Origin of the sequence: Pedobacter sp. Bi126, from assembly GCF_918698245.1 — a bacterium.
Classification (GTDB): domain Bacteria; phylum Bacteroidota; class Bacteroidia; order Sphingobacteriales; family Sphingobacteriaceae; genus Pedobacter.
The window spans coordinates 110,058-125,487 of record NZ_CAKKMS010000004.1 but is presented as its reverse complement, the minus strand read 5'-3'; the positions used below and the strand labels follow the sequence as shown (position 1 = coordinate 125,487).

At 39.3% G+C, this 15,430-nt stretch carries 12 protein-coding genes; 7 read left to right on the top strand and 5 right to left on the bottom strand.

Going from position 1 to position 15,430, the window contains the following annotated elements; all coding sequences use genetic code 11:
* Positions 1–64: 64 nt before the first annotated feature.
* The 5 genes from LQ201_RS15395 (at position 65) to LQ201_RS15375 (ending at position 7,643) form a co-directional block, all read left to right on the top strand.
* Entirely contained in the window at positions 65–775 is a 711-nt protein-coding gene (locus LQ201_RS15395) for a DUF4198 domain-containing protein (RefSeq protein WP_230144354.1), read from the top strand.
* 77 nt (positions 776–852) lie between these two features.
* Positions 853–2,058: a PepSY domain-containing protein gene (locus LQ201_RS15390; protein WP_230144353.1), complete on the top strand. Its 1,206-nt coding sequence runs from the start codon at positions 853–855 to the stop codon at positions 2,056–2,058.
* Between the two features lie 23 nt (positions 2,059–2,081).
* Positions 2,082–3,020 (top strand): DUF6607 family protein, encoded by a 939-nt coding sequence (locus LQ201_RS15385; RefSeq protein WP_230144352.1) that lies wholly within the window; start codon positions 2,082–2,084, stop codon positions 3,018–3,020.
* A gap of 388 nt (positions 3,021–3,408) precedes the next feature.
* Complete coding sequence (locus LQ201_RS15380) at positions 3,409–4,548, top strand: M28 family metallopeptidase (RefSeq protein WP_230144351.1); 1,140 nt, start codon at positions 3,409–3,411, stop codon at positions 4,546–4,548.
* A 320-nt stretch (positions 4,549–4,868) separates the two neighbouring features.
* Positions 4,869–7,643, top strand: a complete 2,775-nt coding sequence (locus LQ201_RS15375) for an outer membrane beta-barrel protein (RefSeq protein ID WP_230144350.1) — start codon at positions 4,869–4,871, stop codon at positions 7,641–7,643.
* A 98-nt stretch (positions 7,644–7,741) separates the two neighbouring features.
* Here the strand turns inward: LQ201_RS15375 and LQ201_RS15370 are convergent, their stop codons facing one another.
* The 4 genes from LQ201_RS15370 to LQ201_RS15355 all read right to left on the bottom strand — a co-directional run bounded on the left by LQ201_RS15370 (position 7,742) and on the right by LQ201_RS15355 (position 11,345).
* Complete coding sequence (locus tag LQ201_RS15370) at positions 7,742–8,746, bottom strand: LLM class flavin-dependent oxidoreductase (RefSeq protein WP_230144349.1); 1,005 nt, start codon at positions 8,744–8,746, stop codon at positions 7,742–7,744.
* 70 nt (positions 8,747–8,816) lie between these two features.
* Complete coding sequence (locus tag LQ201_RS15365; protein ID WP_230144348.1) at positions 8,817–9,503, bottom strand: class I SAM-dependent methyltransferase; 687 nt, start codon at positions 9,501–9,503, stop codon at positions 8,817–8,819.
* A gap of 123 nt (positions 9,504–9,626) precedes the next feature.
* Complete coding sequence (locus LQ201_RS15360) at positions 9,627–11,027, bottom strand: MBL fold metallo-hydrolase RNA specificity domain-containing protein (RefSeq protein ID WP_230144347.1); 1,401 nt, start codon at positions 11,025–11,027, stop codon at positions 9,627–9,629.
* Between the two features lie 63 nt (positions 11,028–11,090).
* Positions 11,091–11,345: a YtxH domain-containing protein gene (locus LQ201_RS15355; RefSeq protein WP_230146651.1), complete on the bottom strand. Its 255-nt coding sequence runs from the start codon at positions 11,343–11,345 to the stop codon at positions 11,091–11,093.
* 52 nt (positions 11,346–11,397) lie between these two features.
* Between LQ201_RS15355 and LQ201_RS15350 the strand changes: the two genes are divergently transcribed.
* Positions 11,398–12,021: an HAD family hydrolase gene (locus tag LQ201_RS15350; protein ID WP_230144345.1), complete on the top strand. Its 624-nt coding sequence runs from the start codon at positions 11,398–11,400 to the stop codon at positions 12,019–12,021.
* A gap of 527 nt (positions 12,022–12,548) precedes the next feature.
* Here the strand turns inward: LQ201_RS15350 and LQ201_RS15345 are convergent.
* Positions 12,549–14,234: a DUF6600 domain-containing protein gene (locus LQ201_RS15345; RefSeq protein ID WP_230144344.1), complete on the bottom strand. Its 1,686-nt coding sequence runs from the start codon at positions 14,232–14,234 to the stop codon at positions 12,549–12,551.
* Positions 14,235–14,513: 279 nt separating this feature from the next.
* Here LQ201_RS15345 and LQ201_RS15340 point away from each other — a divergent pair, with 279 nt between their 5' ends.
* Positions 14,514–15,215, top strand: a complete 702-nt coding sequence (locus tag LQ201_RS15340) for an SAM-dependent methyltransferase (protein WP_029274984.1) — start codon at positions 14,514–14,516, stop codon at positions 15,213–15,215.
* Positions 15,216–15,430 lie beyond the last annotated feature (215 nt).

Sequence of the window (15,430 nt, the reverse complement as noted above, 5' to 3'; positions counted from 1 at the left end):
AAATCAATCGGGAGCAATTGGATCAGATCAATTTCTCCTGGTTTTAAAACCCAACCCAGAAAACATGAAAACTAAAATCTCATTATTATTTTTCGTTCTAATCTTTAGCATTTCGAGCGCATTTGCGCATGCTTTATGGATAGAAACGGCCTCAACAGGCAAAAAAGGACAAGCACAGGAGGTAAAAGTCTTCTTCGGAGAATACGAGAGTAACGAACCAGATTCTGCAGCAAAATGGTTTAGCAACTTAAAAGAATTTAAGCTGGCTTTAATTGCTCCAGATGGAACAACCAGGGTTTTACCAACTACTGCTGATGTACGTTTCTTCAAAGCCAGTTTCACACCGGATCAAGAAGGCACCTATAAACTTTCTGTGGTACATGAAGTTGCGGCGGTTTATGAAAAAGCTAAAATTGAATATTATGCTTTTGCAGATGTTGCCGTAGGGAACGCAAAAATAAACACCAGTTTTCCGGCAGCTGCGGCATTAACCATCAGACCAGATAAACATGCTTTAACCGTTGGAGAAACTTCAGTTCATCAGGTAATTTATAACGCAGTGCCTTTTGCAAAACAAAAGTTAACCGTTGTAAATACTGATCGAAAAGCACAACCTACTGAAACAGATGTGGAAGGAAAATTCACTTTCAAACCAGAGAAAAAAGGAAATTATTTTCTGGAAGCTTTTACTGAAGATAAAACGCCAGGAAAATTAAATGGAAAAGACTACGATAAAGTTTGGCATTTGGTAACTTATACTACTGAAGTTAAATAGTCGAATTTTTATAAAAATTTAAAGCCAATTAGTCTTAAAAAAGGCTAATTGGTTCTTTTATTCATACAGCTTTGCTAATGGCACTAACAGAAACATCAACCAAATCAAAAAACAAGAAATCGCGTTTAAGGCGGATAAGCGACTGGCTGCACTTATGGCTGGGCATCGCATCTGGTTTAATCGTACTGATGTTGGGCATTACAGGTTGTATTTATGTTTTTCAAAAAGAAATTACCGAACTCATTCGCCGCAAGGAGATTTTTGTAGAGGTTCCATCAAATCCTAAAACCCTACCCTTAAGTGTACTAAAGGCCAATGCCGAAAAAGCACTGGGGAATAAAAAGAAAATCACCTTTGTTTCTGCTTATAAAGCACCAGGAAGGGCATGGGAACTTGGCGTTTATAAACCTGGCGACCCTAAGGCATTCTGGTATTTCGATTCTATCGATTATTATGATGTTGTGCTGATTAACCCTTATACTGGAAAAGTAACTTTAGTTGCCGATTATAAATATGAGTTTTTTGGTGTAGTTAAAATGATCCATTGGAGTTTGTTGATCAATCATCCCATTGGCCAGCAGATTATCGGATGGTCTACCTTCATTTTTGTATTTCTCCTCATTTCTGGAATGGTGATGTGGTGGCCTAAAAACCTCAAAAAATCAAACTTCGATAAGAGCTTTAAAGTAAAATGGAAGGCCAAGTTTAAACGCATTAATTACGACATGCACAATGTGCTGGGTTTTTATGCAATGCTGATCTGCCTAATGCTGGCCTTAACCGGTCTGGTTTGGGCATTTCAATGGTTCCAAACCACGGTTTACGTAGTAGCCTCGGGAAGTACCACAGCGCCAAAAACGGTAGAAGTTAAATCAGATTCGACCAAAACCATTACTGCAATTCCTTTCGATATTGCTTTTGAGCAAGCCAGAAAAATATTTAAAAATGAAGATCGCATTGCCATGTCGCCTGCCAATGGCGGTTCGGCAACCATTTACGCCACAGGATACCGGGGCAAAGAAACGTTTTGGAATTACGACGTACTTCAGTTCGATCAGTACTCGGGCAAGTTATTGCACAGAGCAAACCAGTCTGAGAAAAATGCGGGAGAAACGTTAATCGGTATGAATTACGATATCCACGTAGGGGCTATTTTAGGATTAACCGGAAAAATAATGGCCTTTTTTGCCAGTTTAATTGCAGCAAGCTTACCCATAACCGGATTCATTATCTGGTGGGGAAAAGGAAAAAAGAAAAAAAATACCGCAGTGGCGGAAAGCTAAACACACCCTAATTAATAATAAAAATGAAATTTTTAAACCTAATTTTAGTATTAACCGGTTTGATTACCCTTAATACTGATGCGCAAACAAAAGTTGACTCTCCGGAAGAAAAACTAGAAAAGGATAGAAAAGCAATAAAGTCATTGGCTGGTTTTTATGAAGTGAACTTCAACTATGGTGAAGTTACCGCTCCAGATCCAAACTACAAGTTCAGTAAGCCTTATGAAAGTCATGGCAACGAATGGGCAGAGATTATTATTGATGAACCTAAAAGAATTGTAATTCAACACATGTTGGCCATTAATGATACCACTGTTATTAAACACTGGCGCCAGGATTGGACGTATGAAGACACCAATATTATGCTTTATACCGAAGGTAATGCATGGAAAAAAGGCAATTTAACGCCAGCTGATGTAAAAGGAAAATGGACGCAAAAAGTTTATCAGGTTGATGATAGTCCACGTTACCAGGGTTATGGAACATGGAGCCATGTTGGTGGTCACGATTCTTGGTCGAGCGAAACCGATTCTCCACTACCAAGAAGAGAATCTACTGTGCGTAAAGATTACAATGTATTAAACCGTGGCAGCAGAATTACCATTACTAAAAATGGTTGGACGTTTGAGCAGGACAATAAAAAAATAGTGCGTTCTGCCGATGGCGATAAACTTTTAGCTGTTGAAAAAGGTTATGAGGAGTTTACGAAAATAGACCCTAAAACTTTCGCATATGCACAAAAATGGTGGGCAAGCCAACACACCTACTGGGCAGATGTTCGTGGTGTTTGGGCTGACATTATTGGTTCGCAAAGTACCTTTAAGGTTCAGACAATGGCAAATGGCAAATTGCTTTACGAAACACTTTTTAACCTGGGTGATCAATCTATTAAAGAAAAATGGACAGCAAGCCAGAACAAAGAAAAAATTAAAACAGCTTTAAAGCCTTATTTGGTAAAGTAAAATAATTGTTTACATAGTGAATGGTTGATGGTTAATGGCAATGGCTTGTTAACTGTCGACCATTTTTTGTTAAACGATGTCGCATAACTTGGGTGTATCGATAATATTATTATGAAATCAAAGTCTGGCGCACTTCGGTTGGTAAAGTCCTGCTATCGCTGCAAGTCCTCACTCGTGCCTCGTTCCGGGCTTTACGCTTTATCAGGTTTATTTAACTTGGGTCTGTAGTTCTTTGGATTATAGACCAAACGTAATGTTAGTCGAGATTTGCAATTTCGGCCAGATGAATTGTGGATTTGTAATCCGCCTAAGAGATTAAAAATCCTTAACTCCAAGATCGGGATTACAAATCCCGATCAACAACTACATTATTTTACTAAATTTCGGGATGAAAAAATTTGGCTTCATCATCTTCCTGTTTTTAGCAATCAATACTTTTGCGCAAGATTCTACCTATACCAGAAATGTAGTAAATACCCTTACTTCAAAAGAATTTTGGGGCAGAGGTTATACCAAAGACGGGATGAAAAAATCTGCGGATTACCTAGCAGAAGCTTATCAAAAAATCGGTTTGTTGCCAATGGGTCAATCTTATAAGCAGACATTTAATTTCCCTGTAAATACATTTCCAGGAAAAATGATGGTGGCAATAAATGGTCAAAAACTTATCCCTGGTAAAGATTTCATTGTAAACAATGAGAGCCCCAGCGTTAAACAAAAGGAAAATTTAACCGAGGTGGATAGTCTTAATTATCAGGCTTCTCCATCGTTAAAGGTTTTATTAAAAGACAAATTAACCTGGTCTGTAGCTACAGAAGTTGGTGATATAACAACGATCCAGCTTAACAAAAAGAATTTTACAGCAACACCAAAAGAAATTAATGTTGATATTGAAAACAAATTTATTCCGAACTTTGAGGCAGCTAACATTTGCGGTTTAGTTAAGGGTACTAAATTTCCTGATTCCATTTTAATCATTACAGCGCATTACGATCATTTGGGTGGAATGGGTGCTGACACTTATTTCCCCGGCGCAAATGACAATGCCGCTGGCGTAGCTACATTATTAAGTTTGGCAAAATATTATGCCGCCAATCCCCAGCCCTACTCAATTGGTTTTATCTGTTTCGCAGGCGAAGAAGCCGGGCTGTTGGGATCGAGGTTTTTTGTAGAAAACCCTTTAATTCCTTTAAGCAAGATTAAATTCCTAATCAACTTAGATTTGGTTGGAACCGGTGAAGCCGGCATGACTGTAGTTAATGCATCCGTTTATCCTAAAGCATTTGCGCTGCTAAACGCAATCAATAACCAAAATCATTACATCTCGAAAATAAACTCCAGAGGTAAAGCAGCCAACAGCGATCACTATTTCTTTACCGAAAAAGGCGTTCCGGCATTCTTCATCTATACCCAGGGTGGTCCGTCTGCCTACCACGATATATTCGATAAACCTGAAACATTGCCGCTTACCGAGTATAAAGATCTGTTTAAATTAATTGTTGGTTTTAATCAAAAACTGATGGAATAACATTGTTTAGACGAAAGCTTTAAGTCGCCATTACAAACTTTTAATTATGAACACTGAGCCGTTGAAATCCCTTTTTTCTCCAGCTCCTCTTTTTAGCATTATGTAATTTTTTCGTTTAGTATTTGCAAAAATACTTTTAGGCAACTACTTTTACCTAAAAGATTAGTTGTTTTAATTTGGTTCAACGTTTAGTCAGCCTGTACGCCTTATAACGAACCAAGCCAGATTTTTAGTCTATCACATTTTTTATACCGTTCATCACATTTATCTGTACCGTAAAAACATAGCGCCTAATTTTAGCTTGCTTATTTAAAATATACATGAAGAAACTCTTACTTTCAATCGCCTTTACCTTAGCTATTTTTAATTTATTTGCACAAAAAAACGGAAGCATTACCGGAATTTTAGCCGATAGTGCCAATCACAAAACCACCTTAAATTACTCAACGGTTTCAGTATATAAAGTTGGCGATAGCATATTGAGCACTTATAAATTATCGGATGACAAAGGCGTTTTTAAAATCAATGGCTTAACCATAGGCGTAAGATACCGTTTAGTGGTAACCGCATGGCAGTATGGAACATATCGGAAAGAGGTTGAACTAACTGCAGCCAATCCCACCTTAAATTTGGGCACTCTCTATCTTTCCGTTAAAGCAAACGACCTAAACGAGGTTGTAATTTCGGGAGAAAGGCCACCTGTAATTGTACGTAAAGATACTATTGAATTCAATGCAGAATCCTTTAAAACCCTCCCATCAGCGGTGGTAGAAGATCTGTTAAAAAAGCTTCCAGGCGTTGCTATTGCAGCCGATGGCGCTATACAGGTTAACGGTAAAACAGTTAGTAAAATTTTAGTAGACGGAAAAGAGTTTTTTGGTGGCGACCAGCAGATTGCGACTAAAAATCTACCAGCTAATATTATAGATAAGGTGCAGGTGGTTGATGATAAACAAGCCAAAAGACGTGATCCGGATTTAACGGCAGCAGAAATCCCACAGATTATCAATTTAAAATTGAAAAAAGCCATTAAAAAAGGAGCTTTTGGCAAACTGTATGCTGGTGGAGGTTTAAAAGACCTGTATCAGGCCGGCGGATTAATGAATTTCTTTAGAGATACTACACAGGTAAGTATATTGGCTTATGGCAACAACATCAATCAGCCAGGCTTTAACCCCAATGATGTGCAACGGATAGGTGGATTTAGCAGAAGCGGTGTAAACTCCATGATGATGACCTCAGGAGGTTATTTTGAGTTCAACGGTATTAATTTTGGCGGAAGTTATAATGGCGTTCAGGCTTCATCGGGTGGTGGTTTTAATTTTAACACTTTAACCAAAAAAGGGATCAAAATTAATACCCAATATTTCTTCGGCCGATCGGATAACCTTCTGGAGAAACTTACCAATACCAACCAAACATTAGGTACTGACAGATTGATTACCAACGCCAGTGAAAATACCAATTCTCTTATTCTAAAACACAATATTGGTGGAAAATTAGATTGGCAAATCGACTCTTTAACACAACTGACCATAGAGCCGGCAATTGTGCTCAGCTCCAACAATTCGGTGAGTAAGGTTTCCTCAAGCAACAATAATGCGAATAATCAGCTCATTAATACCCTCAAAAATTTGAATGACCTCAATACTTCGAGCAACAAATATCAGTTGAGGGCCGATTTTAGTAAGGATTTTAAAAAGGCAGGAAGATCTTTCAATATCGGAGCCGATATTTCTGCAACCCCCAACCCAATTATCAATTACAACAGGAGTAGTAGTATTTTTTACCTTACGCCATCTACTTCAGAAGTTGATCAGTTAAGGAATAATACCATTGATAATTTCAGGTCTTACTTCTATGGCAATTATACCGAACCAATTAGCAAAAAACTGAATTTTAAAGCAGATGTAAGCGGAAACATCATCAATAACGAAAATGCATTAAGCACTTTTTACCGCAATCCGGCTAACCAGCTGTACGATATTGTTGTGCCAGATTTATCGCAAACTGTTAAACAGGCCGGTTTTAAAACCAATACAAACATCAGTCTGGGATACAAAGTAACCAAAGATCTTTACCTTCAACCGGGATTGGTACACAACTACATTTCGTTAAACAACCGCTTTACCAATACCGTTGATATTAATCAGCGTTATAATTTTATATGGCCAACCTTCCAATTAAAATATAAAATATTCCGCTTTAATTATTCTGCCCGTTTTACAGAGCCTGATGTAAGTTATCTTCAGCCTGTGGCCAACAATACCAATGCATTTTACATCAGAAATGGAAACCCAAATTTATTACCTGCCCGTATGCAGAATTTAAGCATGAATATGTATAAATATGACCCTAAGAGCATGATTAATTATAATTTATACGGTTATGGCAGTTTCACAAAAAATGGCGTTGTTAACACTATCACCATAAATAACGGAGTTCAAACGATTAATCCCGTTAACAAAAATGGCATCTATAATTTTAGCGGAGGGGCCAATATTTCGAAAGATTTCAAAAAAGATAAAACAAGTTTAAAAGTAGGTTTAGGCTTCTGGGCCAATTTTGATCATAGTCCCGTTATTGTGAATAATATTGAGAGCGATGCAAATGTGTTTTATGTAGGGCCTAATGGGAGTATCAGGTTAAACCTAAACGATAAGGTAGAAATTAACCAGTCGTATTCGGTAAACCTTAATCGCAGTAGGTACGAGGATAGCTATTACACTAACATTAGCTACAATACCCATCAAAGCACATCCGAACTGATTATCCGTTATCCCAAAAAACTGGTTTTCGAAACCAGTTATGCTTTAACCATCAATGATCAAAAAATCGCCGGATATAACAATAACATCAAATTCTGGAATGCCGCTCTTACTTACCTTTTCATGAAAAACGACAGGGCGCAATTAAAATTCTCGGTGAATGATATTTTGCAGAGCAATGTCCGTAGGAACATCCAGATTACGGGCAACAGCGTTATCGATACACAGAGTAATAACCTGGGTAGATATGGCATGCTTACCCTTACTTATAATATCCAAAACTTCGGCCAAAAAGTTGGCGGCAGACAAACGTTTTTTAATTTTTAATCCCGTGGTCTGTGTCTTCACAGACCACAGTAAAAACTCTTGGCTTGAAACCCTTCATAATTGTCTGTGGAGACACAGACCATGGAAATGATTTATCATTACAAAAACATTTCCGCAAGCAACTCGTAAGATTTTATCCGATCTTCAAAATGCTCGGTAATGGTAACTGCCATCAGTTCATTAACATCATAATCGGCAGCCAATTTGGTAAGCCGCTCTTTAATCACCGCAGGGGTACCGTAAATCATTCGTGGCTTATTTGCGTTAATCCGTTCCTGCTCTGCAGCGTTATAGCTGATATCCTTAATATCGTTCCAACCTACAGCACTTAAACCTCCACCCTTTTCTAGCTGGAGAAAACGGTAAGCCATTAAAGCCTCCTGTTGTTTTACCTTTTCTTCATCTTCTGAGCAGAAAACAAAAAGCGCCACGTTTTCAACGGGTTTTGCCAAATCAACCGAAGGCTTAAAATGTTCCCTGTAGTATCGAACAGCCTGTGGCCCTCCATGCGGATTAATAAAATGCGCAAAAGAAAAGCCCATTCCAAAGTGGGCCGAAAATAAGGCACTTTGCCCGCTGCTGCTCAAAAGCCATTGTTGCGGAACAGTTTCAGCAATGGGAATGGCTTTTATTTTGGCCTGGATACCCCCATCAGAGGTATCATGCAAGTAATGTTGCAGCTCACGCAGTTGTTCTACAAAATCCTGCTCACTCCAATTGTTTGATGGATTAAGCATCGAAGCCGTAATGCGGTCGGTACCTGGTGCGCGGCCCATGCCCAGATCAATCCGGCTGGGATGCATCACCTCCAGCAAACGAAAACTTTCTGCAACCTTTAACGCACTATGGTTAGGCAGCATAATACCGCCAGAACCTAACCTTAAAGTTTTGGTATGATTGGCCAAATGGGCAATTAAGATTTCGGGCGTTGAACCCGCTAAACTGGTGGTATTGTGATGTTCTGAAACCCAGAAACGGTGATATCCCAATCTTTCGGTTTCTTGTGCTAGTATAGTGGTTTCCTCAATGGCACGACGGGCGGTAACACCCTTGCGAACCGGCGATTGATCTAACACACTTAGTTTAATTTTCGTATTGCTCATATTCGTATCCAACAAATTTATGAGCCTGCTTATTTAAAACGTGAGTTCGAAAAGCTTTATGACTTTTAGATTATTGCGCCAAAGTCAATTTGACCAAATACTGATCTTCGCCATCGTCAAAAATCAATTCAGCATTCCATCCTGTCTCTTTAGCAATCTGTTTAATGGTTTCTTCATCTATATAAATCCAATTAAACCAATTGCCTTTTTCGCCCTTATATTCATATTGATAAGATACCTCGCCATAGTATTGGTTTTGCGGTTTCGGCATATCTTCGTATAAATACGCAATATCAGAAGAATCGAAAATTACCTGTCCATCGGGATTGATGAGTTCTTTTAGCTTGATCAGAAAATTCTTAAAACCAGGCAAAGTTCCGGTTAAACCGATGCCGTTCATGAGCATGATAATCGTATCGAATTTTTCCTGATAGGTAAAAACATCTTGTATGAATGCTTTTTTCACACCACGGTCTTTCATAATATCAACAGCTGCTTCGGAAATATCAATAGCTGTTACATCGATATTAAAAGCCTGTAAAAGTAAAGCATGACTGCCAACACCGGCACCAATATCCAATACTTTCCCACTGCACATATGTAATGCCTGAAGTTCTAATACGGGCATATCTTCATCATCACGAAAGAAGAATTCTAAAGGCATTTCTTCTGGCTCGCCATACGAATTGTGTAACCAAAGCGGATCGGCCTCGCCGGTTCTATAAATATCTGTTAACGCTTTACCAAAAACATCCATGTGGACAAAGATAGGGAGGAAAGCTGAAAGACTAAAGCTTAAAGAAAATGAGGAATCAAAAAACCAGATTACAAATCTGGAGAATAAAGGTCCGGATTACAAATCCAGACCTGCACCTCAAAATTATTCAATCTCAAATACCTGATGATATTCGGGAATAGCCACATGTTTAAAACCTGCATCTTTCAATCTGCTGGCAAAATGCTGCTGTACTTCATATTCTCCATGTACCAAAAACAGCTGTTTTACTTTAGCCGGATCCTGACCTGATAAAAAACGCAGTAAATCTTCATAATCGCCATGTGCGCTCATCGATTTTATCGATCGCACTTCGGCTTTAACTTCATATTCATCACGGAAAATTTCAACTACTTTTTGTCCGGAAATTAATTTACCGCCAAGCGAGTTAGGTTCACAATAGCCCACCATTAAAATGGTGTTTTTCTGATTATTAATATTGTTCCTGATGTGATGCTTAACCCGACCAGCCTCTGCCATACCCGACGCCGAAATAATTACACATGGCCTGGGATCAGCATTTAAAGCTTTCGATTCTTCTACACTTTCGATAAAACGCAGTCCTTTAAAACCAAATATATCATGATCTACCTTTAAAATCTCTTTAACCCCATTATTATAAACTTCAGGGTGGTTTTTAAGAATTTCAGTCGCTTTTGATGATAGTGGACTATCTACATAATAAGGTACATCAGGCAATTTACCTTTTAATTCTAAGCCATTTAAAGCATAAAGTAACTCCTGGGTACGGCCCACAGCAAAGGCAGGAATAATTACTTTGCCCTTTTTTATTTTGCAGGTATGATTAATGATCTCTAAAAGCATGTTTTCGATCGGATCGAGATCTTTATGCAGCGAATCGCCATAAGTTGATTCCATTAAGATATAATCGGCCTGATCAAACTGCTGCGGACTTTTTAAAAGCAGGTCGCCATAACGGCCAACATCGCCAGAAAAGGTAATCCGTGTAGGTTTTCCTTCTTCTGTAATGGTAAGATGTACCGCAGCACTGCCTAAAATATGGCCTGCATCAGTAAACCTTAACCGAATTCCCGCCTCAATCTCGAAATCTTCTTCATACTCCACAATCTTCATCTGACTAAGCGTTTTGGTAACGTCTTCATCGGTGTAAAGCGGTTCTTCCATTTCTTCGCCTTCGCGCAGATGGCGGTTAGAAAATTCTGCGTCCTGCATCTGGATTTTGGCAGAATCCATCATTAAAATTCGGGCCAGATCCATAGTTGCCGAAGTACAGAAAATCTTACCTTCAAATCCTTCTGCAACCAATTTGGGCAATAAGCCACAATGATCTATATGTGCATGTGATAAAACCAGGTAAATAACCTTTTTGGCGTCGAAACCAAAAAAGTCGTTTAATTTATCGGTAACATGGCCCATTCCCTGGAATAAGCCACAATCTAATAATATCTGGGTACCGTTTTTTAAGGTAATAAGGTGCTTACTCCCCGTAACAGTACGGGCGGCACCATGAAAAGCAATGTTCATCAAGATGGTGGTTAGAAAATATATAGAATAAAAATGCCGGATATTTCCGGCACTTCCAATTCTTTATGCATTTATTTCTGCTATTTTATCTTTCACCTTATCGGCTACACCTGTAGCTTTATCTGTTAAACCCGCTAATTTTTCTTTTGAAGCGTCTAATAGATCAGCAAAAAAATCTGATACTTTACCTTTTAAATCGCTTGTCGAATCTGAAGATAATGCCAATGCGATTGTTGCACCAAGTGCTGCTCCAGCTAATACGCCTACTATAATTTTTGTTTCCTTTGTCATAACTTTATTCTTTAAATAATTAAACATTAATTGGCACTTGTTGTTTTGCTTTTATTACAACATAAATCATTCCATTTAAATGAAGCACATTTTTTTTATCGATCTAGACAATACCATTTATTTTACCAAACCAAATGAAGAACAGTTAATGGGTGAGTTATACAATTTCCTGGAAAGTTTGGATTTAGGGATCAGTAAAGAAGATTTTCAGCTTGCAAAACAAGACATGCTTAGAACACCTTTTCAAAAAGTGGCCAAAAAATATGGCTTTAGCGAAGAATTAATGCCCGATATACTTGCTTATTTGCAAAACCGCCAGGTAACGAAACCCTTAAACCCAAGTGATGATTATCATTACATTAAAAGTCTTAAAGGCCGGAAATTTATTGTAACGGCAGGTTTCACGAAACAGCAAACCTCAAAAGTAAAGATGTTGGGCATTGCTGATGATTTTGAAGCCGTACATGTTGTGGATGTTTCGACCACCAATAAAAAGGAAGCTTTTAAATTATTGATTGATAAATACACCTTAAACACGGATGATATTTTAATTATAGGTGATGATGCAGAATCGGAAATTAAATTTGGTCTGGAACTCGGGATAGCTACTTTTTTACTCGATCCCGAAAACCTGCACCCAAATGCAGAAAGTACTTTTAGGGGAACTGATTTAAGTGGCCTTCATGCAGCGGCGGAACAATAATCTAAACCATATTTTTCTTGTTGTGTCACCCTGAGGGGTAATTTAAAAGTCGATATAAACGATTTTTTTTGCAAATGATTGGCTGCGAGGAGTCGTCATTCCAACTCGATTGGGAATCTTAATGCACTCGCTAGTAGCGATAGTTGTAAGATTGCTTCGTGCCTCGCAATGACGACCTATCTATTCTATTAGGAGAGCGGTTTTCTGCAACTATTTAGGTTCCCTCCCGCTTTCCGTTTTATCCCGATGAAGGATCGGGATGTTCACTTCAATCGGGTCTAAGTGGCTCTTAAGTGGTGCTATTTTTGGCTGGGTGCTTAGCTGAACAAACTTTGTTTCTAAACCTGGTAGCAGCGGCAGCCTCCGATCTTTCATCGGAGCTATAGCGGATAACGGGACTGCTGTTCCCAAAGCAATACTGAATGTTCATTTCCAAAACAGTAGAATGAACAAATCCTTACTTCTTATTTTAAGATTACAAAGTATATAAAATAAAAAAGTCCCGATTTTCATCGGGACTTATCAATCTATCCTCTACCACCCCTTGATGGTCTTCCTCCTTCAGAGCCGCTTCTTTCACCACCTCTTTGTTGCTGTTGTTGTGGTGCTTCCGTTCTTCTTTGTTCTTGTCTTTGTTGCATTTGTTGCTGCTGCTGCTGTGCTCTTTGTTGTTGAGCCTGGGCATCACGCTGTGCACGTTCCTGCTGTTGTTGCTGTGCTTGTTGTGCACGTTGCTGTTGCATCTGCTCATTACGTTGCGCTCTTTCTTGTTGCTGAGCCTGAGCCTGCTGCGCACGTTGTTGTTGCATTTGCTCATTTCTTTGCTGTTGCATCTGTGCATCTCGTTGAGTCCTTTCCTGTTGCTGCGCCTGCGCTTGTTGTGAACGTTGCTGTTGCATCTGCTCATTACGCTGTTGCTGTGCCTGAGCATCACGTTGCGTACGCTGTTGCTGAAATTGCTCATTACGCTGTGCCCTTTGTTGCTCCATTTGAGCCGCACGTTGCTGTTGGTCTGCCTGGCCACGTTGCTGGCTTTGAGCATCGCGCTGTGTACGTTGCTGATCCTGGCTCATACGGTCTTGCTGTGTACGCTGCTGTCTCATCTGCTCCAAACGTTGCTGATCCTGACCGCGGTTTACATTTTCCTGTCCGTTTCTTCCGTCTATACCATTGGTATTGCCACGGCTAACACGTCCATTAGCATCTCTATTATAACCTTCGCCTCTGTTATTAGGCTGATTATTATTATCTCTGCCTATAGTGCCGTTGTTCCTATCAGGTTGCCCGGTACGGTTATCTCCTCTGGATCCAAAACGGTTATCGTTATTATTGCTATTACCGCCTCTTTGATCGCGGTTGGTATAACCTTCATTCCTTCCACCCCTGCTAATGCCAGCATTACCCTGCTCAAATTTTCTTGGTGCTGCACTACGGTTATCAGCATTACGCTCTGGTCTAGGTCTGTAAATAGAAACCTCTCTACCACCAACCCTACTTGCGCCAGGTCTTGAACTTTGCGCATATCTGTAAACAGTTACATCCCTATTGGTTGCACGTCTGATATCTTCTACCCTTGGGCCACCATAATAGGTTCTTCTGTTATAAACATAAGTATTATTGATAATGGTGGTATTGCGGATATATACATTATTGCGCCCGTAATCATATCTTGGGAATACATTGATATAGATATTACGCTGTGGAATAAAGTTCCAACAGAATTCTGGCACAGAATAACGACGGCCAAAGCTCAGATTTATACTAATACTTGGCGCCATTGGAGCCCATCCGTAATAACCATCTCCACTTCTCCAATCTACCCAGGCTGGCCCCCAATTGGTATCAGGTAACCAGATCCATTGTCTGTAACTGTTAATTACCCAACGACCGTAGTGGAAAGGTGCCCAGCCCCAGTCGTAATTGGAAACCCAGGTATTACCGTATTCGGTCATCGCCCAACGTCCGTTTGTATAATATGGCCGAAATTCGCTTTGATCTACATCAGGGCGCCAAACATATCCATATTGAGGATCTTGTATCCAGGTACCATAAGGCGAAAGTTCATCGTAAAAAGTCTGTAAAGAAACATTGCCAGTGCTATAACCATCGTCCTGGTAATCGTTTTGATAGTCTTGTGCCCTGACAAGGGTTGTGGTTCCGGCAAGGAGCGCAAATAGCCCCAGCACAAGTGCCGTAGATTTCAGTGTTTTCATTTGTGTGTTTTATTTTAATAACCTAATGTGTGTGTATCAATTAGAGAACCAAAACTGCAGAAGGTTTAATATGCATGCATAGTTTCTGTGTTTTCCTTCAAATATTGCCCTATGAGGCATATTTAACTAATATTTAACGTTTTAAGCACATTTTAATTGTGCAGAAAATAAGTCAGTTTGAAATAAAATTTGCTACACCTTTGTTCACAAAAGAGATTATATTGCCAGTACTGTAAACTTTAGAACTTAAATTCTATTTATTGTGAGTATTTTTGTAGCATGCAAAAAGGCACTTTATACCTTATTCCCGTACCATTGGCTGAAGAGGTAGCACATAAAACTTTTACCCCTTATTTGGTTGATACCATTAACCAGATTGATACTTACATTGTAGAAAACAGTAAGACAGCCCGTCGGTTTTTGAAAGAGGCTGGTTTAAAAACACCACAAAAAGATTTGATCGTACACGATTATGGCAAACATAACCGGACAGATTTAGGTCAGTTTTTTGTTGAGCTTGCTGCTGGAAAAGATGTAGGCTTAATGAGCGAAGCCGGTTGCCCGGGCATTGCTGATCCTGGAGCTGATATTGTTGCCGAAGCACATAAACGCGGCATTAAAGTGGTGCCATTGGTAGGCCCAAGTTCAATTTTGCTGGCTTTAATGGCCTCAGGTTTTAACGGCCAGAGTTTTGCCTTTTGGGGTTATTTACCGATCGATAAAGAGCAACGTACCAAACGGATTAAAGATTTAGATTTATCGGCAAGCCGTTATAAACAAACACAGATATTCATCGAAACCCCTTTCCGGAACAACCAGCTTTTTGAAGAAGTGCTGAAAAGCTGCAAACCTAATACGCAGGTTTGTGTAGCCAGCAATCTTACTGCAGAAGATGAATTTATTAAAACTCAAAGTGTTTATAATTGGCGCAAAGAAGAAATAGATCTTCATAAACAGCCTACGATATTTTTGTTGTACTAAGTTCTTTGGCCGAGTGTCATTCCCTCGAAGGAGGGAACCACGATTGCTCAGCGAAGCTAATCTTAAGGCCTATTGCATTACGATTATTCATAAGCTTTCTTCTCTTCAAAGGCATTCATGAGCACTACGTGGTTCCCAATTAAGTTGGGAATGACGGGCTACGCCATGAGAAATATTGAATTTCAAAAAATCAAAACATATCCGATTATACATTG